At 62.9% G+C, this 25277-nt stretch carries 26 protein-coding genes and 2 pseudogenes; 6 read left to right on the forward strand and 22 right to left on the reverse strand.

Going from position 1 to position 25277, the window contains the following annotated elements:
- Positions 1 to 2: 2 nt before the first annotated feature.
- Positions 3 to 3413 carry a DNA polymerase III subunit alpha gene (gene dnaE / locus ACFPFW_RS12390; protein ID WP_114956009.1) on the reverse strand — a complete coding sequence of 1137 codons (3411 nt, stop codon included), beginning with the start codon at positions 3411 to 3413 and terminating at the stop codon, positions 3 to 5.
- 275 nt (positions 3414 to 3688) lie between these two features.
- On the opposite strand from dnaE, the pseudogene ACFPFW_RS12395 reads away from it, so the two are divergent.
- Together ACFPFW_RS12395 and ACFPFW_RS12400 are read left to right on the forward strand one after the other, a co-directional pair.
- A pseudogene (locus tag ACFPFW_RS12395) lies at positions 3689 to 3863 on the forward strand (TOBE domain-containing protein).
- A gap of 252 nt (positions 3864 to 4115) precedes the next feature.
- Entirely contained in the window at positions 4116 to 4415 is a 300-nt protein-coding gene (locus ACFPFW_RS12400; RefSeq protein ID WP_114956008.1) for a hypothetical protein, read from the forward strand.
- On the opposite strand, the gene ACFPFW_RS12405 is transcribed toward ACFPFW_RS12400, so the two are convergent.
- The 3 genes from ACFPFW_RS12405 to proS are packed head-to-tail and all read right to left on the reverse strand — an operon-like array spanning position 4412 to position 7709.
- Positions 4412 to 5086, reverse strand: a complete 675-nt coding sequence (locus tag ACFPFW_RS12405) for an ABC transporter ATP-binding protein (protein WP_379770924.1) — start codon at positions 5084 to 5086, stop codon at positions 4412 to 4414. The genes ACFPFW_RS12400 and ACFPFW_RS12405 overlap by 4 nt on opposite strands.
- Before the next feature lie 2 nt (positions 5087 to 5088).
- Positions 5089 to 6390 carry a lipoprotein-releasing ABC transporter permease subunit gene (locus tag ACFPFW_RS12410; protein ID WP_379770927.1) on the reverse strand — a complete coding sequence of 434 codons (1302 nt, stop codon included), beginning with the start codon at positions 6388 to 6390 and terminating at the stop codon, positions 5089 to 5091.
- Positions 6387 to 7709: a proline--tRNA ligase gene (gene proS / locus ACFPFW_RS12415; RefSeq protein ID WP_114956006.1), complete on the reverse strand. Its 1323-nt coding sequence runs from the start codon at positions 7707 to 7709 to the stop codon at positions 6387 to 6389. The genes ACFPFW_RS12410 and proS overlap by 4 nt, the downstream gene beginning before the upstream one ends.
- 176 nt (positions 7710 to 7885) lie before the next feature.
- On the opposite strand from proS, the gene ACFPFW_RS12420 reads away from it, so the two are divergent.
- Positions 7886 to 8095 (forward strand): hypothetical protein, encoded by a 210-nt coding sequence (locus ACFPFW_RS12420; RefSeq protein WP_114956005.1) that lies wholly within the window; start codon positions 7886 to 7888, stop codon positions 8093 to 8095.
- A 33-nt stretch (positions 8096 to 8128) separates the two neighbouring features.
- Here the strand turns inward: ACFPFW_RS12420 and ACFPFW_RS12425 are convergent, their stop codons facing one another.
- The 6 genes from ACFPFW_RS12425 to ACFPFW_RS12450 form a co-directional block, all read right to left on the reverse strand.
- Entirely contained in the window at positions 8129 to 8398 is a 270-nt protein-coding gene (locus ACFPFW_RS12425; protein ID WP_379770932.1) for a sel1 repeat family protein, read from the reverse strand.
- Between the two features lie 252 nt (positions 8399 to 8650).
- Positions 8651 to 9058 carry a phage holin family protein gene (locus ACFPFW_RS12430; protein WP_114956004.1) on the reverse strand — a complete coding sequence of 136 codons (408 nt, stop codon included), beginning with the start codon at positions 9056 to 9058 and terminating at the stop codon, positions 8651 to 8653.
- Positions 9058 to 9504 carry an ElaB/YgaM/YqjD family protein gene (locus tag ACFPFW_RS12435; RefSeq protein WP_162799602.1) on the reverse strand — a complete coding sequence of 149 codons (447 nt, stop codon included), beginning with the start codon at positions 9502 to 9504 and terminating at the stop codon, positions 9058 to 9060. The genes ACFPFW_RS12430 and ACFPFW_RS12435 overlap by 1 nt, the downstream gene beginning before the upstream one ends.
- Before the next feature lie 96 nt (positions 9505 to 9600).
- Positions 9601 to 10308, reverse strand: coding sequence for a glutathione binding-like protein (locus tag ACFPFW_RS12440; RefSeq protein ID WP_114956002.1), 708 nt, complete (start codon positions 10306 to 10308; stop codon positions 9601 to 9603).
- Positions 10309 to 10385: 77 nt separating this feature from the next.
- Positions 10386 to 11093 (reverse strand): anti-sigma factor, encoded by a 708-nt coding sequence (locus ACFPFW_RS12445; RefSeq protein ID WP_114956001.1) that lies wholly within the window; start codon positions 11091 to 11093, stop codon positions 10386 to 10388.
- On the reverse strand, positions 11090 to 11641 hold the full coding sequence (locus ACFPFW_RS12450) for a sigma-70 family RNA polymerase sigma factor (RefSeq protein ID WP_379770937.1): 552 nt from the start codon (positions 11639 to 11641) through the stop codon (positions 11090 to 11092). Before ACFPFW_RS12450 ends, ACFPFW_RS12445 begins: the two co-directional genes overlap by 4 nt.
- A 60-nt stretch (positions 11642 to 11701) precedes the next feature.
- Here ACFPFW_RS12450 and ACFPFW_RS12455 point away from each other — a divergent pair, with 60 nt between their 5' ends.
- Positions 11702 to 12580, forward strand: coding sequence for a DUF4394 domain-containing protein (locus ACFPFW_RS12455; RefSeq protein WP_379770940.1), 879 nt, complete (start codon positions 11702 to 11704; stop codon positions 12578 to 12580).
- A gap of 48 nt (positions 12581 to 12628) precedes the next feature.
- On the opposite strand, the gene ACFPFW_RS12460 is transcribed toward ACFPFW_RS12455, so the two are convergent.
- From ACFPFW_RS12460 to ACFPFW_RS12470, 3 genes are all read right to left on the reverse strand, one after another.
- Positions 12629 to 13366 (reverse strand): DUF3750 domain-containing protein, encoded by a 738-nt coding sequence (locus ACFPFW_RS12460; protein WP_114955999.1) that lies wholly within the window; start codon positions 13364 to 13366, stop codon positions 12629 to 12631.
- A gap of 16 nt (positions 13367 to 13382) precedes the next feature.
- Positions 13383 to 13736 (reverse strand): DUF1428 domain-containing protein, encoded by a 354-nt coding sequence (locus tag ACFPFW_RS12465; protein ID WP_114955998.1) that lies wholly within the window; start codon positions 13734 to 13736, stop codon positions 13383 to 13385.
- 74 nt (positions 13737 to 13810) lie between these two features.
- Positions 13811 to 14071 (reverse strand): GlsB/YeaQ/YmgE family stress response membrane protein, encoded by a 261-nt coding sequence (locus tag ACFPFW_RS12470; RefSeq protein ID WP_114955997.1) that lies wholly within the window; start codon positions 14069 to 14071, stop codon positions 13811 to 13813.
- Positions 14072 to 14256: 185 nt separating this feature from the next.
- Between ACFPFW_RS12470 and ACFPFW_RS12475 the strand changes: the two genes are divergently transcribed.
- Both ACFPFW_RS12475 and ACFPFW_RS12480 read left to right on the forward strand, forming a co-directional pair.
- A complete protein-coding gene (locus tag ACFPFW_RS12475; RefSeq protein WP_114955996.1) occupies positions 14257 to 14454 on the forward strand; it encodes a DUF3606 domain-containing protein in 198 nt (65 codons plus the stop codon).
- A pseudogene (locus ACFPFW_RS12480) lies at positions 14417 to 14730 on the forward strand (four-helix bundle copper-binding protein). Before ACFPFW_RS12475 ends, ACFPFW_RS12480 begins: the two are co-directional and overlap by 38 nt.
- Positions 14731 to 14846: 116 nt before the next feature.
- Here ACFPFW_RS12480 and lpdA read toward each other — a convergent pair.
- The 9 genes from lpdA to ACFPFW_RS12525 all read right to left on the reverse strand — a co-directional run bounded on the left by lpdA (position 14847) and on the right by ACFPFW_RS12525 (position 25154).
- A complete protein-coding gene (lpdA, locus tag ACFPFW_RS12485) occupies positions 14847 to 16286 on the reverse strand; it encodes a dihydrolipoyl dehydrogenase (RefSeq protein WP_114955995.1) in 1440 nt (479 codons plus the stop codon).
- 108 nt (positions 16287 to 16394) lie between these two features.
- Positions 16395 to 17723 carry a pyruvate dehydrogenase complex dihydrolipoamide acetyltransferase gene (locus ACFPFW_RS12490; RefSeq protein WP_114955994.1) on the reverse strand — a complete coding sequence of 443 codons (1329 nt, stop codon included), beginning with the start codon at positions 17721 to 17723 and terminating at the stop codon, positions 16395 to 16397.
- 7 nt (positions 17724 to 17730) lie between these two features.
- Positions 17731 to 18021, reverse strand: coding sequence for a DUF5076 domain-containing protein (locus ACFPFW_RS12495; RefSeq protein WP_114955993.1), 291 nt, complete (start codon positions 18019 to 18021; stop codon positions 17731 to 17733).
- Positions 18018 to 19436, reverse strand: a complete 1419-nt coding sequence (locus tag ACFPFW_RS12500) for a pyruvate dehydrogenase complex E1 component subunit beta (RefSeq protein WP_114955992.1) — start codon at positions 19434 to 19436, stop codon at positions 18018 to 18020. The genes ACFPFW_RS12495 and ACFPFW_RS12500 overlap by 4 nt, the downstream gene beginning before the upstream one ends.
- An 83-nt stretch (positions 19437 to 19519) precedes the next feature.
- Positions 19520 to 20533 (reverse strand): pyruvate dehydrogenase (acetyl-transferring) E1 component subunit alpha, encoded by a 1014-nt coding sequence (pdhA, locus tag ACFPFW_RS12505; RefSeq protein ID WP_114955991.1) that lies wholly within the window; start codon positions 20531 to 20533, stop codon positions 19520 to 19522.
- A 215-nt stretch (positions 20534 to 20748) separates the two neighbouring features.
- A complete protein-coding gene (locus ACFPFW_RS12510; protein ID WP_114955990.1) occupies positions 20749 to 21582 on the reverse strand; it encodes an SEL1-like repeat protein in 834 nt (277 codons plus the stop codon).
- Positions 21583 to 21627: 45 nt separating this feature from the next.
- Positions 21628 to 22785 carry a TAXI family TRAP transporter solute-binding subunit gene (locus ACFPFW_RS12515; RefSeq protein ID WP_162799601.1) on the reverse strand — a complete coding sequence of 386 codons (1158 nt, stop codon included), beginning with the start codon at positions 22783 to 22785 and terminating at the stop codon, positions 21628 to 21630.
- A gap of 226 nt (positions 22786 to 23011) precedes the next feature.
- Positions 23012 to 23326: an FtsB family cell division protein gene (locus tag ACFPFW_RS12520; RefSeq protein ID WP_114955988.1), complete on the reverse strand. Its 315-nt coding sequence runs from the start codon at positions 23324 to 23326 to the stop codon at positions 23012 to 23014.
- A 25-nt stretch (positions 23327 to 23351) separates the two neighbouring features.
- Positions 23352 to 25154, reverse strand: a complete 1803-nt coding sequence (locus ACFPFW_RS12525) for a potassium/proton antiporter (RefSeq protein WP_114955987.1) — start codon at positions 25152 to 25154, stop codon at positions 23352 to 23354.
- Between the last annotated feature and the right edge of the window lie 123 nt (positions 25155 to 25277).

Genomic DNA, 25277 nt, shown 5'->3' on the forward strand with positions numbered 1-25277 from the left:
GATCAGCCGACGACGTCCATCACGCCCGGCACAGCCTTGATCGCTGCCGCAACCGGCGGCGAGACCCGATATTTACCCGGCAACTTGATCTCAACCTCGGTGCCGCCATCGACCAGCATCACGAAGCTGACTTCACTCTCGCCGCCTTTCTGCAGGCGGCTGGCGACGAGATCCGCAGGTTTGGAATCGCGCAGGAAGACCTGAAGGGAGCGCGAGAGATTGGAGGCGGCATCCTCCAACGGCTGGACGCCAGTGATCCGCGCCCTCACCTCCTCGCCTTCCATTGAGGCCTGAAGCGTGACGACGATCGACTGGTTCGGCTCCAGCATGTCGCGATACTGCGCCAGCGCCTCCGAGAACATGATCGCCTCGTAATGGCCGGTCGGGTCCGACAGCTTGATGATGCCCATCCGGTTGCCAGACTTCGTACGCTTCTCCTGCCGCGACAGTACCGTCGCCGCGAGTCGACCGGCGGTCGCACCCTGGCGCACAGAGGCGACGAAGTCCGACCAGCGCTGGAGTTTCATTCGCGAGAGCAGGCCTGAATAGGCGTCGAGCGGGTGGCCTGTCAGGAAGAACCCGATTGCCTCGTATTCCCGGGTCAGCCTGTCGCCCGGGAGCCAGGCATCGACTTTGGGGATACGGATCGCTTCCGGCTCGACGCCACCGAAAAGACCGCCCTGACCCGATTGCTTCTCGCCCTGCGTCCGACCCGCGATCGCGACGATCTCCTCGAGCGCCGCGAGCACGGCCGCGCGGTTCCTCTCGAGGCAGTCGAAGGCCCCCGCCTGCACCAGGCTTTCGAGCGTCCGTTTGTTGACCGCCTTCGGATCGAGCCTCCGGGCGAAATCACCGAGATCCCCGAATGGTGTGTCGCCGCGCGCAGCGACAATCGCGGCCGCGGCCTGCGAACCGACGCCCTTCACGGCAGCAAGCGCATAGCGGATCGCGCCCTGATGCACGCCGAACTCGACCTCTGACGTGTTGACCGATGGCGGCTCGACCTTAATGCCGAGCCGCTGCGCCTCGGTCCGGAATTCGGCCAGCTTGTCGGTCGAGCCCATATCCATGGTCATCGACGCCGCCATGAACTCGACCGGGTAGTTCGCCTTGAGATAGGCCGTCTGGTAGGCGACGAGCGCATAGGCCGCCGCGTGACTCTTGTTGAATCCGTAGTCGGCGAATTTGGCGAGCAGATCGAAGATCGCGTCGGCGTCCGACTTCTTGACCTCGCGCTCGGTCGAGCCGGCGACGAACAGGCCGCGCTGCTGCTCCATCTCGGCTCGGATCTTCTTACCCATCGCGCGACGCAGAAGGTCCGCCTGGCCCAGCGAGTAGCCGGCCAGGATCTGCGCGATCTGCATCACCTGTTCCTGGTAGATGATGACGCCGAAGGTCTCGGCCAGCACCGCCTCGATCTTGGGGTGCGGATATTCCGGCTTCTCGCGGCCATGCTTTCTGGCGCAATAGGTCGGAATGTTCGCCATAGGGCCCGGACGATAGAGCGCGACGAGCGCGACGATGTCCTCGAACCGGTCCGGCCGCATGTCGATCAGCGCGCGCCGCATGCCTGCGCTTTCCACCTGGAACACGCCGACCGTCTCGCCGCGTCCCATCATCTCGTATGCATCTTTGTTGTCGAGCGGGATGCGTGACAGGTCGAGGTCGATGTCACGAGCCTTCAGGTGCTGAACGGTCTTCGTGAGGGTCGTCAGCGTCTTGAGGCCGAGGAAGTCGAACTTCACGAGGCCCGCCTGCTCGACCCACTTCATGTTGAACTGGGTGACCGGCATGTCCGAACGCGGGTCTCGGTAGAGCGGCGTGAACTCCGCCAGCGGCTTGATGCCGATCACGATGCCCGCTGCATGCGTCGAGGCATGGCGATAAAGGCCTTCGAGCTTCAGCGCGATGTCGAGCATGCGGCCGACGCGCGGATCCTCCTCGCGTGCCACCTCGAAACGAGGCTCGTCCTTGATCGCCTGCGCGAGCGTCACCGGATTGGCCGGGTTCTGCGGCACCAGCTTGCACAGCTTGTCGACCTGCCCATAGGGCATTTCCAGCACGCGGCCGACGTCGCGCATCACGCCGCGCGCCTGCAGCGTGCCAAAGGTGATGATCTGCGCGACCCGGTCGTGGCCGTATTTCTCCTGGACGTAGCGGATGACCTCCTCGCGCCGCTCCTGGCAGAAGTCGATGTCGAAATCCGGCATCGAGACGCGTTCGGGATTGAGGAAGCGTTCGAACAGAAGGCCGAAGCGGATGGGATCGAGATCGGTGATCGTCAGCGCCCAGGCAACGAGCGAGCCCGCGCCCGAACCACGACCCGGCCCGACCGGGATATCGTGCGCCTTGGCCCATTTGATGAAGTCCGAGACGATCAGGAAGTAGCCGGGGAATTTCATTCCCTCGATCACGTTGAGCTCGAATTCGAGCCTCTTGGCGTAGTCCTGCTCCGTCAGGTTCGGCGCACAGCCGTGAACCGCAAGACGCTCGGCAAGACCTTCGCGTGCCTGCCTCTTCAGCTCCTCGGCCTCGTCGCCGTCGGCGGTAAAGCGCGGCAGCATGGGCTTGGTCGCGCGCGGCCGGTAGCGGCAACGCCGGGCGATCTCGACGGTGTTCTCCGTCGCCTCCGGGAGATCGGCGAACAGCGCGACCATTTCCGCCCGGCTCTTGAACCGATGCTCAGGGGTGGCCTGCCTGCGGTCCTGATCGGCGACCATCCGGCTCTCTGCGATGGCAAGCAGGGCGTCATGAGCTTCATGGTCAGCGGCCGTCGCGAAATAGCAGGCATTGGTCGCGACCAGCGGTATGCCGTGTGCGTATGCCAGATCGACGAGCTTCGGCTCGGCAAGCGCTTCCGCATCGGTGCCGTGTCGCTGCAGCTCGATATAGAGTCGGTCACCGAAAATTCCGGAAAGCGTCGCAATCCGGGATGCTGCAAGATCCTCGCGTCCTTCGACGATCGCCCGGTTCAGCGGTCCTTCCGGGCCACCGGTCAGCGCGATCAGCCCGGCCGCGCGCTTCGCCAATGTCGCGACACTGACGAAGGGCTCCGATGGATCGGTCTCCAGGAAACCCGCGCTCGTCAGACCGAGCAGGTTGACGTATCCCTCTTCCGACTGCGCGAGGAGAACGAGTCTCGGCTTTTCCTCCGCCCCAAGCCGTGCCCCGGGGGCGGCTTCACGGTCGCCGAAATCAACCGCGATCGTCGCGCCGACAATCGGCTGAATGCCCTCACCGGCAAACTTTTCGGAGAACTCCAGCGCTCCGAACAGGTTCGACGTATCGGTCAGCGCGACGGCCGGCATCTTGTCGGCCTTGGTCAGCTCCGCGAGCTTCTTGACGGTCAGCGCGCCTTCAAGGAGTGAGAAGGCCGAATGGACATGCAGATGGACAAAACCGACATCCGCCATCGCCACTCGCTCCTTCAAAACTCACAAGATGGGCAGCGCGTCCGCCCAGATCAGGACCATCGCGACGAAAGCCGCGACCGCGCCGAATTCCGCAACATCGGAAAGAATGCGATTGAGGGTGCCCAAAGCCATGACCGCCTCCTGTTTTCCACTGTGTTCTTGTTTTGTTCTTTCTGCCAAGAAGAGTCAAGCGCCTTTCTCGCTGGTATGCCCGATGGGCTATAGCGAACGAGGATTTCGGAGGAGGACACAATAAATATCAGCGCGCGAACCAGATCACGCGCAAGGTGATCGAGGTCACCGAAGGCGACGACGTCCCATGTCCGCATCGATATCGGGAACGGCCAGATCATCTCGTCCATCACCAACGAGGCCATCGACGAGCTCGGGCTGAAGACCGGCGCCGCAGCGGTAGCGGTCATCAAGGCGTCCGACGTCATGGACGATTAGGCTCCTCTTCTTTGCCGCCGCGCATGTGTACCAGACATGCGGGTGCGGCGGCTCAAGTCGATCGCAACCGCGAATTGAAAGACTCCCAGGGGGCTGGAACGCTCCACCGCTTTGGGCGTTCACACCTCCAAGCGCCATCTCTGGCCCGAGCGCGTCGTACACTAAATAACCGGGTACGAACGTGAATTTCAGCTAGGGCGACTCGGACGAAGAGCGCAGCATAAAAAAGCTTCGCCGTGGGAGTGCCGTCCGATGATCAGGCAATCCTTGCTCGTAGGTGCGTTAGCGTTCGGTGCGTCGCAGGCGGCCGCCCACAGCTGGTACGATTACGACTGCTGTTCGGACCGAGACTGCAAGCCCATCTCCAAGGACGACGTCAAAGCTGGCGACAATGGCTGGCGAATACTCGCGACCAAGGAAGTGATCCCCTACACGTCCGTCCGGCGATCGCCGGACGGGCAATTTCACCGCTGCACCAAGGCCTTCGACCCTGCCTCCACGGTGAAGTGGGACGTCACCATCTGCCTGTATGTGCCGGATCAGGGCAGCTAGACCTCGACGGCCAGACCGTCCCTGAGGGTGATGCGCCGGTCCATCCGGGCAGCGAGTTCGAGATTGTGCGTGGCGACGAGCGCGGAGAGACCGGTCGCCTTGATCAGCTTGAACAGACTCTCAAACACGGCTTCAGCTGTCACCACGTCGAGATTGCCGGTCGGTTCGTCGGCGAAAAGGACTCGCGGCGCGTTGGCGACGGCACGGGCGATCGCAACACGTTGCTGCTCGCCGCCCGAGAGCTCCGCCGGGCGATGGGTGCCGCGATGGCCAAGGCCTAGCCATTGCAGCAATTCCTCGGCGCGCTTCCGCGCCTCTTTCTTGTCGAGCCCCGCCACGAGCTGCGGCAGCATGACGTTCTCCATCGCCGAGAACTCGCCCATCAAATGATGGAACTGATAGACGAAGCCGACTTCGTGCCGGCGGATACGGGTCCGCTCGGCATCGGACAGTGACGAGGTGGGCCGCCCGCCGATGATCACTTCGCCGCCGTCCGGCCGTTCGAGCAGGCCGGCGACATGCAGCAAGGTCGATTTTCCGGCACCCGACGGCGCGACGAGCGCGACAGCCTCGCCGGGATACAGGGAGAAATCTGTGCCGCGCAGGATCTCGATCGTCGCCTGACCCTGCTTGTAGCGGCGGTGGATGGCTTCGAGGCGGAGCGTTTCCATGGTCACTCGTACCGAAGCGCTTCGACCGGATCGAGCCTCGAGGCCCGCCATGCCGGATAAAGGGTGGCGATAAGCGAAAGCGCCAGCGCCATCAGGACCACGGAGATCGTCTCGCCTATATCCACGTCCGCCGGCAGTTTGCTGAGGAAATAGAGTTCCGGCGAGAACAGCTCGGTCGAGGTGATCCAGGAGATGAACTGGCGGATCGGCTCGATGTAATGGCAGATCAGCAGGCCGAGGATCACTCCGACGATCGTGCCGATGAAGCCGATCGAGGCGCCGGTGATGACGAAGATGCGCATCACCGTTCCGCGCGTCGCGCCCATCGTCCGGAGAATGGCGATTGCCTGGCCCTTCTCCTTCACCAGCATGATCAGGCTGGAGATGATGTTGAGATCGGCGACCAGGACGATCAGGGTCAGGATCAGGAACATCACGTTACGCTCGACCTCGAGAGCCGAGAAGAAGGTCACGTTGCGCTGCCGCCAGTCGACCAGCAGCACTTCCCGCTGGGCCGCGTTCTGGATCGGCTGGCGCATCTGCTCGGTCTTGTCAGGGTCGTCGACGAAGACCTCGATCGCGCTGACGTCGCCGCGCCGGTTGAAATAGGCTTGGGCCTCGGCAAGCGGCAGGAAGACATAAACGGCGTCGTATTCCGACATGCCGACTTCGTAGATCGCCCGGACAGGATAGCCTTTGATGCGCGGCGTAGTGCCCATCGGGGTCACCGCGCCGCGTGGCGATACCAGCGTCAGGATATCGCCGACGCGAAGGCCCAATTGCTCGGCCAGGCGACGGCCGATGACGACGCCGAGATTGGTGTCGAAACCTTCGAGCGTGCCTTCCTGGATGTTCTTGCCGACGAGACCCGAGACCTTGATGTCGGCCTCGCGCATGCCGCGAACCAGCACGCCACCGGCATTCGAGGCCGATGAGGCGAGCGCCTGCCCCTCGACGAGAGGCGCGGCGAGTCGGACGCCCGGCACTTTGGAAATCCGCTGGGCGACCACATCGAAATCGGTCAGGTCCGATCCGATCGGCTGGACGATGACGTGACCGTTGACGCCGAGAATCTTGCCGAGAAGCTCCTGCCGGAAGCCGTTCATCACTGCCATGACGATGATGAGCACGGCAACGCCCAGCATCACGCCGAGAAATGAGAACGTGGCCGAGACCGAGATGAACCCCTCGCGCCGGCGCGCCCTCAAATAGCGCCCCGCGATCATCCATTCGAACGGCGAGAACGGGGCGGTTCCCCGCCCCCTCGACGCATTCCCGTCGGAAGTCGGGCTTTTTGCGATCATTGCGTCAGCCGCGCCAGGGCGGACTCGGCAGACAGAGTCTCGCGCTCACCGGTCGCGCGGCGCTTCAGCTCGACCGTGCCGGAAGCGAGGCCTTTCGGGCCGACTACGAGTTGCCACGGCAGGCCGATCAGATCCATCGTCGCGAACTTCGAGCCCGGCCGCTCGTCGGTGTCGTCGTAGAGCACGTCTTTACCAGCAGCGTTGAGCTTGGCGTACAGGTCCTCGCAGGCCGTATCGACCGCTGAGTCACCGGCCTTCAGATTGGCGAGGCCGACCGAGAACGGCGCGACGGCATCCGGCCACACGATTCCGTTGTCGTCGTGACCAGCCTCGATGATCGCCGCCACAAGGCGGCTTGGGCCGATTCCATAGGAACCCATGTGCACTGGAGCGTCTTGTCCGTCCGGACCGGTGACATTGGCGCGCATCGGTGCCGAGTATTTCGTGCCGAAATAGAAGATGTGGCCTACCTCGATGCCGCGCGCCGAAAGCTGCTGCTCGGCCGGGATCGCGCCGAACGCCGCCTCGTCGTGCATTTCCGACGTTGCCGCGTAGGAACTGGTCCAGTCGTCGACTAGTGATTGCAGGCCGGCGCGGTCCTCGAAATCGACGTCCTCGTCCGGGATAGGCTTCGTCAAGAAATCCTGGTGGCAAAACACTTCGCTCTCGCCGGTCGAAGCGAGAATAATGAACTCGTGGCTGAGCTTGCCGCCGATCGGGCCGGTATCGGCCACCATCGGGATCGCCCGCAATCCCATCCGTTCGAACGTGCGGAGATAGGCCACGAACATGCGGTTATAGGCATGCCGCGCGCTGTCGGCGTCGAGATCGAAGGAATAGGCGTCCTTCATCAGGAATTCGCGCGAGCGCATCACGCCGAAGCGCGGCCGGACCTCGTCCCGGAACTTCCACTGGATGTGGTAGAGATTGAGCGGCAGGTCGCGATACGACCGGACATAGGCGCGGAATATCTCCGTCACCATCTCCTCGTTCGTCGGTCCGAACAGCATGTCGCGTTCGTGGCGATCCCGAATCCGCAGCATCTCCTTGCCATAGTCGTCGTAGCGGCCCGATTCGCGCCAGAGATCAGCACCCTGGATCGTCGGCATCAGCAGTTCGATCGCCCCTGCCCGGTTCTGCTCTTCGCGCACGATGGCGCAAACCTTGTCGAGAACGCGCTTTCCGAGCGGCAGCCAGGCGTAGATGCCGGCCGATTCCTGGCGCAGCATTCCGGCGCGCAGCATCAGGCGATGCGAGACGATCTCCGCTTCCTTGGGAGTCTCGCGGAGGATGGGCAGGAAATATCGGGAAAGACGCATACGGGCTCCGTCGTGCGCCGATGGCGCGGGGCGGCGAAGGCCGGACGAAATCCTATGAGGCTGTAAAAGACAAGTGCTCTGCGGTCGCGTCCACCACTCTACGGCGGCGAAGAAGCCGAAACATGCAACCAGGTCGCGCCCTTCCACGTTACCCAAAGGTCTAAAGGAGGACCGTGATGAGCAATAAAAGTCAGGGAATCTTGGCGCTTATCGCCTTCGTCCTGCTGATCGGCGTCTACTTCATTTGGGACGCGACCAAGAACGACGGCCAGATGACTCTAACCGACGCCAACCCCAATGCTCCGGCGCTGACCCAGCCCGCAGCACCGGGTGGCGCCCCGGCGAATCCGACAGGCAACCAGCCTGCGCCAACGCCTCAGCAATAACCCAACGAGCCCCGCCCTTCGGCGGGGCTTTTGTCAGTGGACGCTGATCCACTGGCGGGCGGCGCGCTGTGCTTCCGCGATAGCGGCCTCGGTCATTTCGTCGGCAAGTTCACGACGAAGCCGGACCGCATCGCGATTGCCCTTCACGGCGGCAAGATTGAACCATTTGTGCGCGGCAACACGGTCGGCGGGCACGGCGCGGCCGGTGGCATAGGCCAAGCCGAGCTGAACGAAGATTTCACCTGCATTGGCCGTGCCATTCAGAGCAGCAGCTTCGAGCGAGCGGATTTCAGAATAAGTCACTGTCAGTCCCCGTCAGCTGTTCTGCTCACTGGAGCAGTTGTTCTAACGCTTAGGCTGCCTCGACCATCCGAATAATCACCTAAAATACTACCTTAATTGCATATGAATAAAGTTCAAATCGAATGTAAATTTTACGAATCGTAAGGCAAGCACCACCGTGCATCACCAGATAATTTAGCTGACAATACGGAGCAATAGCGATTTCTGGATTTACTCTCTTCTAACCACGCCAAAGCGGAGCTCGATTAAAGCTCAGCGTTTCCTGCCGAGAACCAGGCCCAATATCATCGCCCCCAGAAGCCATGGTATGGGCGCTTGCGCGGCGGCGTTTGCCAGTCCCGCAAATGGCGTGGTCGAGGGTGCACTGACAGGTCCGGCGCTCGTCGCGGCATGCGCCGTCTTCTTGCGGGTTCCGATCAGAAGGATCATCAGCCCGATCAGAAACGCTCCGCCACCGACGATGCCGGCTGCCCCGGCCGCCCCAACAATCGGAGTGAGGAGAATGAAGGCCGCCACCCCAAGCGCCATCAGCCCGATCGAGAAGAGGATCAGCGCCACAACGGCGCAAGCCACCATGAAGCCGAGCTGCCGGGCGCGCGAGTTCATTTCAGCCTTGAGCCCCTGGAACAGGGCGCCGCTCGCTAGCAGTGTCTGCAGCATCAACGACGCCTCAGCAGGCCGATGACGTATCCGATGCCGAACGCGATGCCGATCGCGCCGAGCGGGTTCTTCTCGACCTGCCGGCTCAGTTCATCGGCATAGCCCTTGACCTGACGCTCCGCCGTTTCGGCGTAGTCCACACCCGTCTCGTAGAGCTCGCTCGCGGTGTCGGTCACCTTGTCGCGCGCAGAGACCGCCTGCGACTGGATCAGGGCGGCCACATTGCGGCTCAGCCGGGCGAGATCTTCCTGCAGTTCAGTAATGTCGGTGATCGTCGCATCCACGCTGCGCGAAACGGCGGCACGCCGCGTCGCGGTACGGCTGGTACGGCGCGGTGTCGATGGTGGTCGCGATCCGCCGGAACGCCGGCGGCCGCGGCGTGCGGGAGCCGTGTCTGCTTCGGCCGCTTCCGCGCGTTCGGATTCGGTAGTCGGAGGGGTGGCCATTCGCGAAGACTCCTGATGGTTCCGGAACATGGCGCGGCAAGCGCGCCCTCACCCACAGAACGTTCCATAGTGGGTGAGGTTCCGGAATGATCAGGATCAACGCGCGGTTTGGCCGAACAGCACCTTCTGTGCGTCCTGGTTGCTCGCGAGATCGAGCGCCTCACCCTCGGCCTTCACTTCGAAGCCGCGCTGCACGGCCGGACGCGAGGTCATGCGCTCGAGCCATTTCTGCACGTTTGGGAATTCGGAGGGATCCTGCCCCTGCCGCTCCCAGACCCGGGTCCAGCCGACGCAGGCCATGTCGGCGATCGAATATTCGCCGGCGAGGTAATCACGATCGGCGAGGCGCTTGTTCATCACGCCGTAAAGGCGGTTGGCCTCCTTGGTATAGCGCTCGATCGCGTAAGGAATCTTCTCTGGTGCATAGAGGCGGAAGTGATGCGCCTGCCCGGCCATCGGGCCGAGGCCGCCCATCTGCCACATCAGCCATTGCTCGACCTCGACGCGCCTGCGTTCGTCGGTCGGGTAGAACTTGCCTGTCTTGCGGCCGAGATATTGGAGTATGGCAGCGGATTCGAAGACAGAGATCGGCTCGCCGTCGGGTCCGTCGGGATCGGCGATTGCCGGCATGCGGTTGTTCGGCGAGATCGCCAGGAATTCCGGTTTGAACTGGTCGCCCTTGCCGATGTTGACCGGGATGACCCGGTAAGGAAGCCCGACCTCTTCGAGCATGATCGTGATCTTGTAGCCGTTCGGTGTCGGCCAGAAATAAAGGTCGATCGGCTCTTTTTGCAGTTCAGACATTGGATCCCCGGTCGGAAAGGACGCGATGGACGTGCAAGTATTGGCTCACGCATTCATTCGCAATGCACCGGGGAAATTTATAGCGGCTGCGTCGCCAGCCCCTTGTAAAGGACCGGTCCGGTCGGCTTTCCGGTCGGCGATCCGCCCGCGGGTTCTAGCGTGATCTCGTACAATTGCCGGGGCTGTGGAACCGGCTGCCCCTGCGCGTTCATCCGCGCCTCGTGCGCGGCATCGAGCAGGCCAAGCGGCACCGGCCCGACGCCACGATCCCAGAGCGTCCAGACCTGAAGAATCTTGCCTTCGGGAACGTCGATATCGGTCAGCGGCCGCAGCAGAACGCTGCCGTCCGCATAGGCCTCGACGATGGCGCCGGGCGTTGAATCGGCGGCCTCAAGGATGGCGACGACCACGGGTGCGGGACCCGGCCGCAAAAGCATGGCGCCGAGTCCCATCGCCAGAACAAAGCTGGCCAGGGCACCCGCGAGCGCTGAACCGCGCCAGAAGCCGAGATTGTGCCACATGGCGCTAAGCACCCGCTTCCTCGGCGTCCGCGCCACGACCGCACGCTGGCCGATACCGGTCCGTATCCGCTCCCAAAGCACGGCCGAGGGCTCGACGCGATCCGCTACCTCATCGAGCGGCGACAGGCGTTCCCGCCACGCGGCGATGGCCTGCGCCAGCGCATGATCGGTCGACAGCGCACGCTCGATCCGCTCGCTTTCCTCGGGCTCGGTCAGGCCGAGTACATATTCGCCTGCAAGGGCGTCGATATCGCGGTCGCTCATGCCATGCACTGCCTGAGCGAAATCAGGCTGCGCCGGATCCACGCCTTCACAGTTCCGAGTGGCACGCCGAGCTTTCCCGCAATCTCTCCATGCGAGAGCCCACCGGCATAAGCCAGCACCACGCTTGCCCGTCGCGGCGCTTCCAGCCTTTCGAGGCAGACGCGAAGCGCGTCGCGATCCGGCAGGCGCGAGACTAGGTCGTCGTGGTCGGTCTGCTCGACGAGCCCATCCAGATCGGCGTCATCGACCAGATCCTCACGGCTGCGGTCGCGGATGACGCTCAAGGCGCGGTTGCGGACGATGGCGTACATCCAGCTCCGCCCGGAACCGAGGGTGGCATCGAATTGCGACGCCTTGCGCCAGATCTGCACGAAGGCGTCATGCACGATCTCCTCGGCGAGGTCCTTCCGGCGGACGATCCGGAGCGCCACTCCGATCATCGAAGGCGCCTCACGGTCGTAAAGCTCGCGCAGCGCGTCCGCGTCCTGACCGGCGCAGGCCATGATCGCCGCGCCATGATCGAAGGCCGTCTCCGTTCTCGCGGCCAAGCTCAAAATCCGTCTCCGCATGTTCGCGCTATGCACGATACGCGCGAAAGCAGCGAACGGATGCAGCCGGAGATTATTTTCAGCGACTGCATCCAATCGACCATCGCCGTGTGTAGCCCCCTCATCGAGGCCCGAACCTCGGATCACTGGGAGAACACGATGAACACGAAGCCCCTGCTGCTCGCCTCGGCCCTCCTCGCCGCCACGGCCCTATCCGCCACCGCTGCGTCAGCGGCATCCCTTGTCGGCCTCGTCGGCAAGGACACCCTGGTCCTGCTCGATCCGGCATCCGGCAAGACGACCGCGACGGTAAAGATCGATAAGCCCGTCTGGGCGATCGACGTCCGCCCGGCGGACGGCATGCTCTATGGCGTGACCGCCGACAATGCGGTCGTGACGATCGACCCGAAAACCGGCAAGACCACCGAGAAGTCGAAGCTCAGTGAAAGCCTCAAGCCCGGCGTCACCGCGACGATCGACTTCAATCCGGCCGCCGATCGCATGCGCATCATGGCCGACGACGGCACCAGCCTCCGCGTCAATGTCGATGACGGCAAGGCGACGGTCGACGGCTCGCATAAGTACAAGGCAGGCGATGCCAATGCGGACAAGACGCCGAAGATCGTCGCCGGCGCGTACACCAATTCGAAGAACGGCCCGAAGCCCGAGAAGACCGAGCTTTACAATATCGACGCCGCCACCGGTTCGCTCGTCCTGCAGGCTCCGCCGAACGACGGCACGTTGAACACGGTGGGCTCGATCGGCATGACGCCGACCGGTCCGGTGGCGTTCAACATCGTCGCGGGCGAAGGCAAGAACGATGCGTGGCTCGCGCATGGCGGCAAGCTCTATTCGGTCGACATGAAGTCCGGCGCGGCCAAGGAAGCCGTGAAGCTCGATGTCTCGGGAGATCTCACCGACATCGCCTGGTGGGAATGATCGTCCAGTACTCCCTCGGAAACGGCGGCTTCGGCCGCCGTTTTCATATCAGGCGGGGGATAGCCCGATCCTGCCCCAGCCGGGCAACTTGATCGCGGGGCGTCTTAAATCCACGCCCGTCACCGTCCCCAGAACATTGATCTCCAGTCCTTCAACCCAGCCGACCGTCAGGCCGGCGAGTCCGCTATACGAGATCTGGAAGCCGCTACCGCTCGGGCTCTCGCCCGCGAAGAAGCCCGGAGCGCGAAAGTCCTTGCCGAGCGCGGTCGGCAGGAGCGACGGCGCGAGTTCGGGCACACGTTGGGCGATGTAGGCAACGAACGTGTTCGAGTTCGGTCCCGGCCAGGCGCGGTAGGTTCCGACATCCGAGAACGGATAGTCCGAAACCGCCGCCCGGATCTTGGGAATGGCCGCTTCCGCCGCTTCGCCGCGCAATGTCTGCAAGACAACCGGCGCATTGCCGTACCAGCGACCGTCGACCTCGCGAACATTGGTGCGGATCGGCGTCCCCCAGCCGACGACATCGTAGCGGGTGTAGTTCGGCGCGCCCGCGGGCTTGATCACGACCCAGGAATGATGGGCGAAGATGCCCCGCCAGTTGCCGACTCGGGCGGCCAGAACATGGACGACCGGATCCGGCTCGTCCTTGGCCTGAGGGAGCAGGCTCGCGGACGACCAATCGGCATCGGACCAGGAATCCGGCCAGCCCTGATTCCACCACCAAAGCGCGTGGGTGCCCAGCGGCAAGAAGACGGCGATAAGAAAGGCTAGGATCACGCGCTTCATTCAGCGGTCGAGGAACTCACATCTCGACCACGGTTTCGAAACCGCCATAGATCATGCGCTTGCCGTCGAAGGGCATGTTCTCCATGCTTGCCTTGAGCCGTGGGTCTTCCATCACCTTCTTGTTGATCTCGTCGCGCGCGGCGCGGGAGGGATAGGTGATCCACGAGAAGACCACGGTCTCGTCGTCCTTGGCTTTCACGGCCATCGGGAAGGACGTCACCTCCCCGTCCGGGACGTCGTCGCCCCAGCATTCGACGAAGGAAAGAGCGCCATGCTCCATCCAAACCTGACCGGCGGTCGTTGCTACCGCCTTGTAGGCATCGAGATTGGCCTTCGGCACGGCGAGTACGAAACCATCAACGTAGGGCATCGCAAATCCTCCTCTGAGCAGGCGCTCATGAAATAAGAATTCCGCTCGCCTTTTTTATGGCTCGCTTCACCGCATTAAACCGCGCGGCGTCCACGCAGCACGCCGACGATGAAGAGCAGGACGATCGCGCCCACTGTCGAAACCGCCAGGCTCGCCCACCAGCCGGAATATTCGAGATTGAACACGCTCACCGCCAGGAAGCGCCCGATGACAGCGCCGATCAGGCCGACGATCAGGTTCATGATCAGACCGATATTGCTGCCCGTCACCTTCTCCGCGATCCACCCGGCGAGAATGCCGATGACGATGGTCGATATCCAGCCTACACCTTCCATGAGTGCCTCCTGCGAACGGGAACGTCGCTTGCGTCCCCTTCAACGCTCGACCCTAGGGGAAGGATGCACGATTCAGGAAAAAACCTTCATGACAGGTCCGGCCGGACCGAGGGAACCTGAACGCATGGAAGAAGATTCTCCCTTGAGAGGTCCGCATGCGCGGGCGACAGCATCGGGAGGCTTTTATGGCGGACGACAAGACGAAACCGGGCGAACCGGACCGCAGCCGCGTCTCGGGCTCAGAAGACTATGAGGTCCATGACTTCGCCGAGGCGGCGGGCATCACGAATGATCAGGCGCGCGAACTGATCCGCCAGCACGGTCCCGACCGTGAGAAACTGATGGCTGCCGCGGCGCGGCTCACGGATCACGCGCGAGCCTGATCGTCATGCACCATTTGAACGCCGAGATGCCTGCGCCGAGACTTGCCGGACCTCAGCGCATTTCATGCTGATCGACACGCCCCATCACAAACATACCTGTCGCGAATGCTCGGGGAGGTTTGTCGTGAATGCGCGGCGGATTGCGAGCGGATCGGCGATATGGACGAGCGCGTCGCGGCGTGCCGGACGTGCGCGGAGACTGCGAGAAGATGGCGGCGTGACTCTCTCCCCGACGAGGGAGAGCGGATTCGGCCGGGGACCGGCCGAGCCGAGTGAGGGCGACGCCGAAGGCATTCCTAACCACGGCACAGCCTAGCCGCAATGTGCCCTCAACCCGCTCGCATCTGGCGATGCGAGTCGACCTTCTCCCTCGTTGGGGAGAAGGCAAGAAATCACATATTCAGCACACGCCCATAAGCATCCAGCACGCTTTCCTTCATCGTCTCCGAAAGCGTCGGATGCGGGAAGATCGTGTGCATCAGCTCTTCCTCGGTCGTCTCGCAATTCATCGCGACGACGAAGCCCTGGATGAGCTCGGTGACTTCGGCGCCCGATAGATGCGCGCCCAACAGTTCGCCCGTCTTGGCGTCGAAGATCGTCTTGCAAAGACCTTCCGGCTCGCCAAGCGCAATTGCCTTGCCGTTGCCGATGAATGGAAAACGGCCGATCTTGACCTCGCGCCCCTGCTCCTTCGCCTTCGCTTCGGTCAGGCCGACCGAGGCGATCTGCGGATGGCAGTAGGTGCAGCCCGGCACCTTGTTCTTGTCGAGCGCATGGACCTTCAGGCCCTTGATCGCCTCGACGCAGGTCACGCCCTCATGCTCGGCCTTGTGGGCCAGCATCGGCGGGCCGGCGACGTCGCCGATGGCGTAGATGCCCTTCACATTGGTCCGGCCGTAGCCGTCGGTGACGACCACGCCGCGATCGGTCTTCACGCCTACCGCCTCGAGGCCGATGTTCTCGATATTGCCGACGACGCCGACCGCCGAGATCACCTTCTCGGCCGTGATCGTCTCGGTCTTGCCGCCGACCTCGATGGTCGCGGTCACGCTATCCTTTGCCTTGTCGAGCTTCGCGACCTTGGCGCCGGTCAAGATCTTGATGCCCTGCTTCTCGAACTGCTTGCGGGCAAAGGCGGCGATGTCAGCGTCCTCGACAGGCAGGATCTGCGGCAGCACCTCGACGACGGTCACATCGGCGCCCATCGTCTTGTAGAAACTCGCGAATTCGACGCCGATCGCGCCTGAGCCGATGACCAGCAGTGACTTCGGGAAGCTTTCCGGGTTCATCGCCTCGAAATACGTCCACACCTGCTTCTTGTCGGGTTCGAGCCCCGGCAGAACGCGCGGCCGCGCGCCGGTGGCGACGATGATGTGCGCCGCCTTGTAGGTGCCCGCTCCAAGCGCACCCTTCGGCGCCTCGACCGGCGGGCCGAGCACGCCCTTGGTCGGCGCCGTCACCGTGATCTCGCCGACTTTGGTGATCTTCGCATCGCCCCAGATCGTCGTGATCTTGTTCTTCTTGAACAGGAACTGGACGCCAGTGTTCATCTGTCCGGCAATGCCGCGCGAACGCTGGACGATCGCCTTCAGATCGAACGACGGCTTCTCGACCGCGAGGCCATAATTCTTCGCTTGGTGGAAATAGTGGTAGACCTCGGCCGAACGAAGCAGCGCCTTGGTCGGAATGCAGCCCCAGTTCGAGCAGATGCCGCCGAGGTGTTCGCGCTCCGCGACCGCAACCTTGAAGCCGAGCTGAGCGGCGCGGATCGCGGCCACATAGCCGCCCGGACCGCCGCCGATGATGATGATGTCGAACTGATTGTCGGCCATATTTCTCTTTCCGTCATGGCAGGGCTAAGCCCTGCCATCCACGTTCTTTCCTATTGGCACGCTGTGAACTCGTGGATCCCAAGGCCAGGCCTTGGCATGACGAGGAGGCTACATCACCAGTCCGACCGGCTTCTCGACATAGCCCTTGAAGGTCTGCATCAGCTGCGCCGACTCGGCGCCGTCCAGTACGCGGTGGTCGCAGGAGATCGTCGCCGTCATCTGGGTGGCGATGACGATCTGGTCGTTGCGAACGACAGCCCGCTTCTCGCCGGCCGCGACCGCGAGGATGGTCGAATGCGGCGGATTCACCACGGCGGTGAAGTGCTTCACGCCGTACATTCCAAGGTTCGAGATCGCCGTCGTGCCGCCCTGGTATTCGTGCGGCTTTAGCTTGCGCTCGCGCGCCCGCTTGGCCAGCGAACTCATCTCCATCGAGATGTCCGGCAGCGCCTTTTCATGCGCGTTGCGGATGATCGGAGTGATCAGGCCGTCCGGGATCGCGACCGCGACGCCAATATCGACGCCCTTGTGGCGCAGCATGCCGCCTTCGGTCCACGAGGCATTCGCTTCAGGGTGTTTCTTAAGAGTGAGCGCCAAGGCCTTGATGATGAAGTCGTTCACCGACAAACGCCACACCGGCTTGCCGTCACTCATCGGCGCGTAGGAGTTCATCTCCTCGCGCATCTTCAGCAGCGCATCAAGATCGACGTCGACCGCGAGATAGTAATGCGGGACGACGACCTTGGACTGCTGCATCCGGCTCGCGATCGTCTTGCGCATGCCGTCATGCGGGATGACGTCGTACGAACCCGGCTCGAACAGCGCCCGGATCTTGTCGTCCGGCATCAATGGGAAGCCGAACTGGCCGCCGCCCGAAGCCGGAGCGCCCGCGCCCGTTCCCGGCCGCGCGTTCTCGACGTCCTTCTTGACCACGCGGCCATGCGGACCGGAACCCGTGATCGACGACAGGTCGATGCCGCGCTCCTTGGCGATCCGACGCGCCAGCGGAGATGCGAACACCTTGGCGCCCAAGCCATTCAGCTTCGGAGCGGCCGGCGCGGGCGCCGCCGGAGCAGGCGCGGCTGTAGGCTCCGGCGCTTCAGCCGCCGCCGGCGACGACTTCCCGGCATCAGCCGTGGCCGGTGCCTTTTCCGCGGGCTTAGCCGCTGGCGCCGAAGCCGCGCTCGCGTCCTCGCCCTCTTCGAGCAGAACCGCGATCGGCTCGTTCACGGCGACGTCGTTGGTTCCTTCGGCGATCAGAATCTTGCCGAGGACGCCCTCATCGACCGCCTCGACTTCCATGGTCGCCTTGTCGGTCTCGATCTCGGCGAGCACGTCGCCGGACTTCACCTTGTCGCCCTCTTTCTTGAGCCATTTCGCGAGATTTCCCCGCTCCATGGTCGGCGACAGCGCAGGCATCAGAATGTTGATGGGCATCTCGGTCTCAGTTCATGGCATCGGTTGAGCCGACATCGGTCGGCTGGTCGAGCTCAGCGTCGAACAGGCGCCGAATATCGACGACGACCTCGGCCTCGCTCGCGCCGGTTTCCTTCGCATAGACGCGCGAAACGTGTCTCGCGATATCGGCAAGCAGGACACCCCAGGTCGATGGGTCGTCGAACGCCCGCTTCAGGGACACATGCAGACCCTCGTCGATAATCGCGGCCCGCAATACCTCGACGCCTCCCTTTTCGAAGGCCGCCGACGGCAGATGCAGAGCCTCGAACTCGCTCATTTGTAGCTGACAGCCTTCGCCGCCTCGACGACTTCGGCGACGGAAGGGAGCGCCAACTTTTCGAGATTGGCGGCATAGGGCATCGGGACGTCCTTGCCCGTCACGCGGAGGACCGGCGCATCGAGATAGTCGAAAGCCTTCTCCATCAGCTGGGCGACGATCTCGGAGCCGACGCCCGACTGAGGCCAGCCCTCTTCGACGGTGACGCAGCGGCCGGTCTTCTTCACTGATTCGATGACCGTCTCGATGTCCATCGGGCGGATGGTGCGAAGGTCGATGACCTCGGCCTCGATCCCCTGCCCGGCCAGTTCCTCGGCCGCCTTGAGCGCGTATGTCATGCCGATCGAGAAAGAGACGAGCGTCACGTCGCTGCCGGCGCGCGCGATCCGCGCCTTGCCGATCGGCAGCACGAAGTCGTCGAGCTTCGGAACGTCGAAGCTTTGGCCGTAGAGGATTTCATTTTCGAGGAAGATGACCGGGTTGGGGTCCCGGATAGCGGCCTTCAGAAGGCCCTTGAAGTCTGCGGCGGTGTAGGGAGCGATGACTTTAAGTCCCGGTACCTGGCTGTACCACGCCGTGTAGTCCTGGCTGTGCTGCGCCGCTACTCGGGCCGCGGCACCGTTCGGACCTCGGAATACGATCGGACAGCCCATCTGGCCGCCCGACATATAGAGTGTCTTCGCAGCTGAGTTGATGATGTGGTCGATCGCCTGCATGGCGAAGTTCCAGGTCATGAACTCAACGATCGGTTTCAGGCCGGACAGAGCGGCACCAACGCCGACCCCGGCGAAGCCGTATTCGGTGATCGGGGTATCGATCACGCGGCGGGCGCCGAATTCGTCGAGCAGGCCCTGCGAGATCTTGTAGGCGCCCTGATATTCGGCGACTTCCTCGCCCATCAGGAAGATGTCCGGATCGCGGCGCATCTCCTCGGCCATTGCGTCGCGAAGGGCCTCGCGGACGGTCTGGTGCACCATCTCGGTGCCTTCCGGCACTTCTGGATCGGGCTGGATTTCGACCTTCGGTGGCGCGGCCACGGCCGACGGCGCCTTGTCCGGAGCCGGTCCCTTTTCGGGAGCGACCGGCGGAGCACTTTCCTCGGCCTTCTTCTCGGCGGCCGGAGCCGCTGCGCCATTGCCGCTGGACTTCGCGATCGCAGCCGAGGGATCCTCGCCCGTTACGAGGATGATGGCGATGGGCGTGTTCACCGCCACGTCCTCGGTGCCGTCCTTGATCAGGATCTTGCCGAGCGTGCCGTCGTCGATCGCCTCGATCTCCATCGTCGCCTTGTCGGTCTCGATCTCGGCCAGCACGTCGCCGGATTTGACGGCATCGCCTTCGTTTTTGAGCCATTTCGCGAGCTTGCCCGACTCCATGGTCGGGGAGAGCGCGGGCATCAGAACTTCAATCGGCATAAGCGGAGCGCTTCCTGTTCGGGGCTGCGGCCTCGCTTATGCGAGTCCAGCCGGGCATTCGATGAAACTGCGCGAAAGGCTTGTCAGCGAAGGATGTCGGTCCAAAGCTCCGCCGGATCCGGCTCCGGATCAGAGCTCGCAAAATCGGCGGCATCATTCACGACGACGCGGATCTCCTTGTCGATCGCGTTCAGATCCTCTTCCTTGCTCCAACCGTTATCGAGCAGGCGCTTGCGTACCTGTTCGATCGGGTCGTGCTCGTCGCGCATTTTCTGCACTTCTTCCTTCGGCCGGTATTTGGCCGGGTCCGACATCGAATGGCCGCGATAACGGTACGTCAGCATTTCGATGATGTACGGACCCTGCCCCGAGCGCGCATAGGCAATCGCCCTGTCGCCGGCGGCCTTGACGGCGCGGACGTCCATGCCGTCGACTTGCTCGCCCGGAATGTCGAAGGACAGGCCGCGCTTGGAGAAATCGGTTGTCGAGGATGCACGATGATGCGCCGTGCCCATCCCGTAGCGGTTGTTTTCGACCACGTAGACGACCGGCAGCTTCCAGAGCTTCGCCATGTTGAAGCTCTCGTAGACCTGCCCCTGATTGGCCGCGCCGTCGCCGAAGTAGACGATCGAGACGCTGTCATCGTTGCGGAATTTGTTGGCGAAGGCGAGACCGGTGCCGAGCGAGACCTGGCCGCCGACGATGCCGTGACCACCATAGAAATTCTTCTCGCGGCTGAACATGTGCATCGAGCCGCCCTTGCCGCGGGAATAGCCTCCCTGGCGGCCGGTGAGCTCGGCCATGACGCCCTTGGGGTCCATGCCCGTTGCAAGCATGTGGCCGTGATCGCGATAGCCGGTGATGACCTGATCGCCCTCTTTCATCGCGGTCTGCATACCGACGACGACGGCCTCCTGGCCGATATAGAGGTGGCAGAAGCCGCCAATGAGGCCCATGCCGTAAAGCTGGCCGGCCTTCTCTTCGAACCGGCGGATCATCAGCATTTCGCGGAAAGCTGTGAGTTCTTCCTCTTTGGTGAATTCCACCAGGAGGTTAGAGGATTCAGATTTTACCTGGGCGGCCGCTGTTGCTGCCATTCATACGCTCCCTGCCGTCGACAATAGGACGGCCCCCGCCGCTTCTATTTTGGGCAGACGTTAGCGCATCAAATCAGCAAAAGCGAGAACCGCCCAGGTATGGCCGAATTCAGTTCAACCCAAGAAAATCAAGCGTTTGCCGTGGCGCGGTACGCGAAACGATATGCGCAGACGGCATAGCTGATCAGCGAAAGTTGAACATGAGTTCGGCACATTCACTGTGCCAGGCGGCCGAGTTTCATGTCCGCTTCCAGGGAGCCGAGTTCCAGTGCCCGCTGATACCACTGCCGTGCCTTCGCCGGATCAGGCGCAAGGCCAACGACGCGGCGCTGCTTGAGGAATGTCGGATCGTAGGTATCGCCGAGAGCGAGAGCCGCTTCAGCGTATCCGGCCTCGGCGGCGCGACGGTATAGCGGTCGTGCGCTGGCGAAGTCTCCCGACTCAACGAAGCGATGACCTCGCTCCATCAGCAACGCGAGTTCGGACTGGGTGAGCTTCGGGACGACAGGCGCCGGCGGCGGCGGAGCCTGGACCACTTGTGGCTGAGGCGGCGGCGGAGGCTGCTGGGTCAAAGCGGCAATTTCCGGAGCCGGGGCCGGCGCGGGCTCCTGAACCGGATCGGGTTCCGTCGTCGATGCACGCGCCGTCTCGATGGGCTCCGCCGGCGGAGGCTGGAGAATGGTCACCGTCCGTTCCGTTTCGGCAGCGGCGAGCGAAGCCATGGCGGCCTTGGTCGAAGCGACCTCGAATAAAGTCGGCTCGCGATCCTGGAACAGCGGCTGCCCGTTGAAATGCCGATAACCGATGAAGCCGCCAATGCCGGCGCCAACGAGCAGCACCAGCATGCTCAACCGCAGCATCATCTTGGAATGACCGCTGACCGGCTTCTTCCGGGTCGTCGGTTGCTGCGCGGCAGCGTATTGCTGGGCAAAGGCCTGATAGCCGAAATGGTCGGCATCGGCGAATGGATCATGCGCCTGTGGCGTCGGCGTACGACCTTTCGGCGCGAACATGTCGTCCGGCGCCTGCGGTTCGAATTGATTGCTCATGACAGCCCCCTGTCTGACCGGCCCCTCAGCCGGCTAGGCGTTTCCTCAATTGCTGGAGATTGCTTTCGGCTTTTGCTGCCGCTTGTTCTGTTGGGCACGCCACGCCATGAACTCCTTGAAGAGCGCATCGCGATCGGCCTGAGTTTGATTGCCCTTCTGGGCGTCGAGATAGCTGCCGAACTGGCTGCTGAGATCGTCGGACGTGTCGTTCTGTGCACCGGCCTGCTGAAGCACGCGTTCGGCGACACCGAAGCGCTGCCATCCGGGAACGGTCGCGGCGAGATTCACCTCCCGCCATTTCGGATGGAAGCCCTCCACCTGCAGCTTGTCCCAGTTCTGGAACAGGCGCTCGACGAAACGCTCGACCTTCTTGTAGCGAGGATTGCTCTTCGGCCAGTTGTAGACCGCGAGCACGGTCGGCACGCCGATCGTCTCGACCGTCTGCCCTTTCGGGACCAGGCCGGGATAATCGTCGGAGGAGAGTTCGCTGAGCGTGTAGTAGTCGGCGAACTTCTCGGTGAACGGCACGGGCAGGAAGTGGAAGCCGGTATTTGCCGGCATCTCGGCGAAGAAGCCGAGCGGGCGGCCCGCCACGCGAACGATTGCCGCGAGGTCGCCGGAAGCCAGATCCTTCATGCCCTGGGTGTGGTCGATGAAGACCTTCTCGACCGGAATGCCGAGACGCTGCAGCACGATGGTGCCGGTCATGCTGGCCGACGTGCCTAGCGGACCGAAGCTCACCCGCTTGCCGCGCAGATCTTCGACGCTGCGGATGTCGCCGCGCGCCAGTATGTGCAGTTCGGCGATGGGAAAACGGGCGACGAACTGAACGCGTTTGTCGAGGTTTCCGATCTTACGCTCGGTTCGGAAATACTCGAACACGTCGGACTGCGTGAAGGCGACGTCGACGCCTCGCAAATACAGGAGGTCTTCGAGGTTCGACGCCGAACCAAAGCCGACCATCGGCATGACGCGGAGATTGTCCCCGTCGTTCAGCGCTCGTCCCATCTCGTCGGCGAACCGCATATTGGTGGTATCGAGAAGCCCGCCGGCTATGCCGACGGTCCAAGCGTTCTTCTGATCGCGAAGGCGCGCTTCAATTGGATTTTCGTTAGCGGTGTCAGCGGTTTGCGAGATCGCTGGCGCGACCGATGCCGTTAAAAGACAGACAAACGCGATCGTGCGCAGAACAAGACGTCGCATATACATCCCCCCGGACTACTCATAGCGACACTGTTACTTAATAGCAGCGTGTCCAATACGAAGTGACTCGAATGAGGACAAAAACAAGATTATATTGCGGCCGAATCTAGGCGAGCAATTTGGACATTTTTCTGAAAACGACCCGGAATACGACGAATCAAAGGCTTACGGCCGGCGGCTGAGAAACCGCAATAGGGTCAAAAAATGAACTGATTCGTGGCCGGAGTTAGCGCGGGAGGACCAAAACGCGATCGTTCGGATGAAGCCAGCCAAGGTTTCGGCGGGCCTCCTCGTCCAGTAGATCGCGGTCAACGCTCGACGGTTCGAACTGGTTCACGCGGTGTTCGAGTTCCTTTTTCTTTCCTTCCAGCGAAGCCAGCTGGACCGACAGCGCCGCGATCTCCTGATCGAAATTGCGGTGAGCCCTCAGTCCTCGCTCGCCATGAACCGCGTGATATCCGAAATAGCCGATGCAGGCAGCGGCCGTCAGCCAGAGGCCGGTCTGCAGCAGGAAGGCACGAAGGCGGGTACGGATGACCATATTCGCAAGCTGACGCCGACTTGGTTTACCGGCGGTTAAAGATGCGCCGTTCGAGCACGCGGAAACGGCGGGCCAACGCGCTCAGAGCCAGATCGAGACTATCCGGCTTGATGTCGGAATCCCCTGCCCGGTCGCCGATCTCGAGCTCGGCTTCGGCCACGCGTCCATCGCGAACGGTATGGACGACGAGCGTCGCCATGCCGAGCGAAAGCCTGTCGCCCGGTGTCGGCTCGTTCTCCAGTTCCTCGGCGAAATGGTCGGCCACGGTCCGCTCGCCAAGCTCGCTGTCGACATCGAGGCCGTAGAGATCGCTCAGCACGGATAGCTGCACGCCGGCGCGCAACGGGAAATTCGAATGCTCCCCGGTGTCGCGTTCTCCTGGCGTGAAAAGCCGGTCAAGCTCCCGGACACGTTCAGGCGGGGCGAGAAAATATCCATAATCGCCGGGCTGGAGTGGTCCGGCCATTGCCGGCTCCAGGATGCGGTCCTCACGAACCACGAACACCGGCCGCGCCCAGCGCGGCGAAGCACCCGGCTCAAGGACCGCGCTTCCCTCGGCGATGTGATAGCCGACCATCTCATGTTCCTGTTGACCCGGCAGGTCGATCTCCACGCGCGATACGTCCCGGCGAGCCTGCGGCAGAGCGAGACCCAGCCGGCGCGCGAGCGGCGTCAGCGTCCAGCCCTGGACGACCAGCGAAACGACGACGGTAATGAAGGCGATGTTGAAATAGATTTCACCGTTCGGCAGCCCCGCCAGGGTGGGGATCGCCGCAAGGAAGATCGATACGGCGCCGCGCAGTCCCACCCAGGAGACGAATATTCGCTCGTTCACCGCGAATTTGTACGGCCCGAGACAGAGGAAGACAGCGACCGGACGGGCTACGAACATCAGGAAGAACGAGACCGCCAGCCCCGGAATGATCGCATCGACCAGCCTCGACGGCGTTACGAGCAATCCCAGTACGATGAACATCAATATCTGAACGAGCCAGGTCGCTGCGTCGTGAAAGGAGATGATCGAGGCGAAGGCCCGCACGCGACGGTTTCCGACGATCAGGCCGGCGACATAGACCGCGAGGAATCCCGAACCGTGCAGAACCTGCGTCGCCGCGAAGGTGACGACCGCGACCGCGATGGAGAAGATCGGATGGAGTCCGGTCGGAAGCTCGACCCGGTTCAGCACCCAGACGATGACGAAGCCGCCGACGGCACCGCCGATGGCTCCCAGCACGCCATGCTGGACCATCATCGCGATCAGTTCGACCACCGGCGTCCGTGCGCCGCTGAGCAGCACCTCGACAAGCACGATCGTCAAAAGGACGGCGACGGGATCGTTTGTCCCGGACTCGATTTCGAGCGTCGAACCGACATGGCGCTGAAGCTGAAGACCACCGGCCCGCAGGAGAAAGAACACCGCCGCCGCATCGGTCGGCGCCACCATCGCACCGACAAGCAGCGCCTGAGAGAAAGTCATGCCAAGCAGCGGCATGACCAATGCACTGACGACTAGCGCGGTGATGATCACGCCGAGAGTCGCGAGCAGGATCGAGGGTGCCAGCACGCCCCGGAACGTCGAAAGCCGCGTCCTCAGACCACCGTCGAACAGGATCACGGCGAGCGCGAAAGACCCGATCAGATAGGTTGTTCGGTAATCGTTGAAGTGGACGCCGCCAGGCCCGTCCTCGCCGATGAATACGCCGATCAGCAGGAAGACGAGAAGCAAAGGGGCGCCGAAGCGCTGCGCGACGAGGCTCGACAGAATGCCGATCGCAAGAAGCGCGGAACCGGCCAGCAGAACAAGATTGATGATCGCAATGCTCTGCATTGGGCCCTTTCAGTCAAAGCACATCCGGCCCGCGCAAGGCAGGAGGCACCCAATCCGCAGCGAAACCGGATAAGGCTATGTTCGCGGGCGAATCCCTGATTTTCAAGGTTTGATTGCCCGGGA

This window comes from Flaviflagellibacter deserti, assembly GCF_042652085.1.
GTDB lineage: Bacteria > Pseudomonadota > Alphaproteobacteria > Rhizobiales > Methylopilaceae > Flaviflagellibacter > Flaviflagellibacter deserti.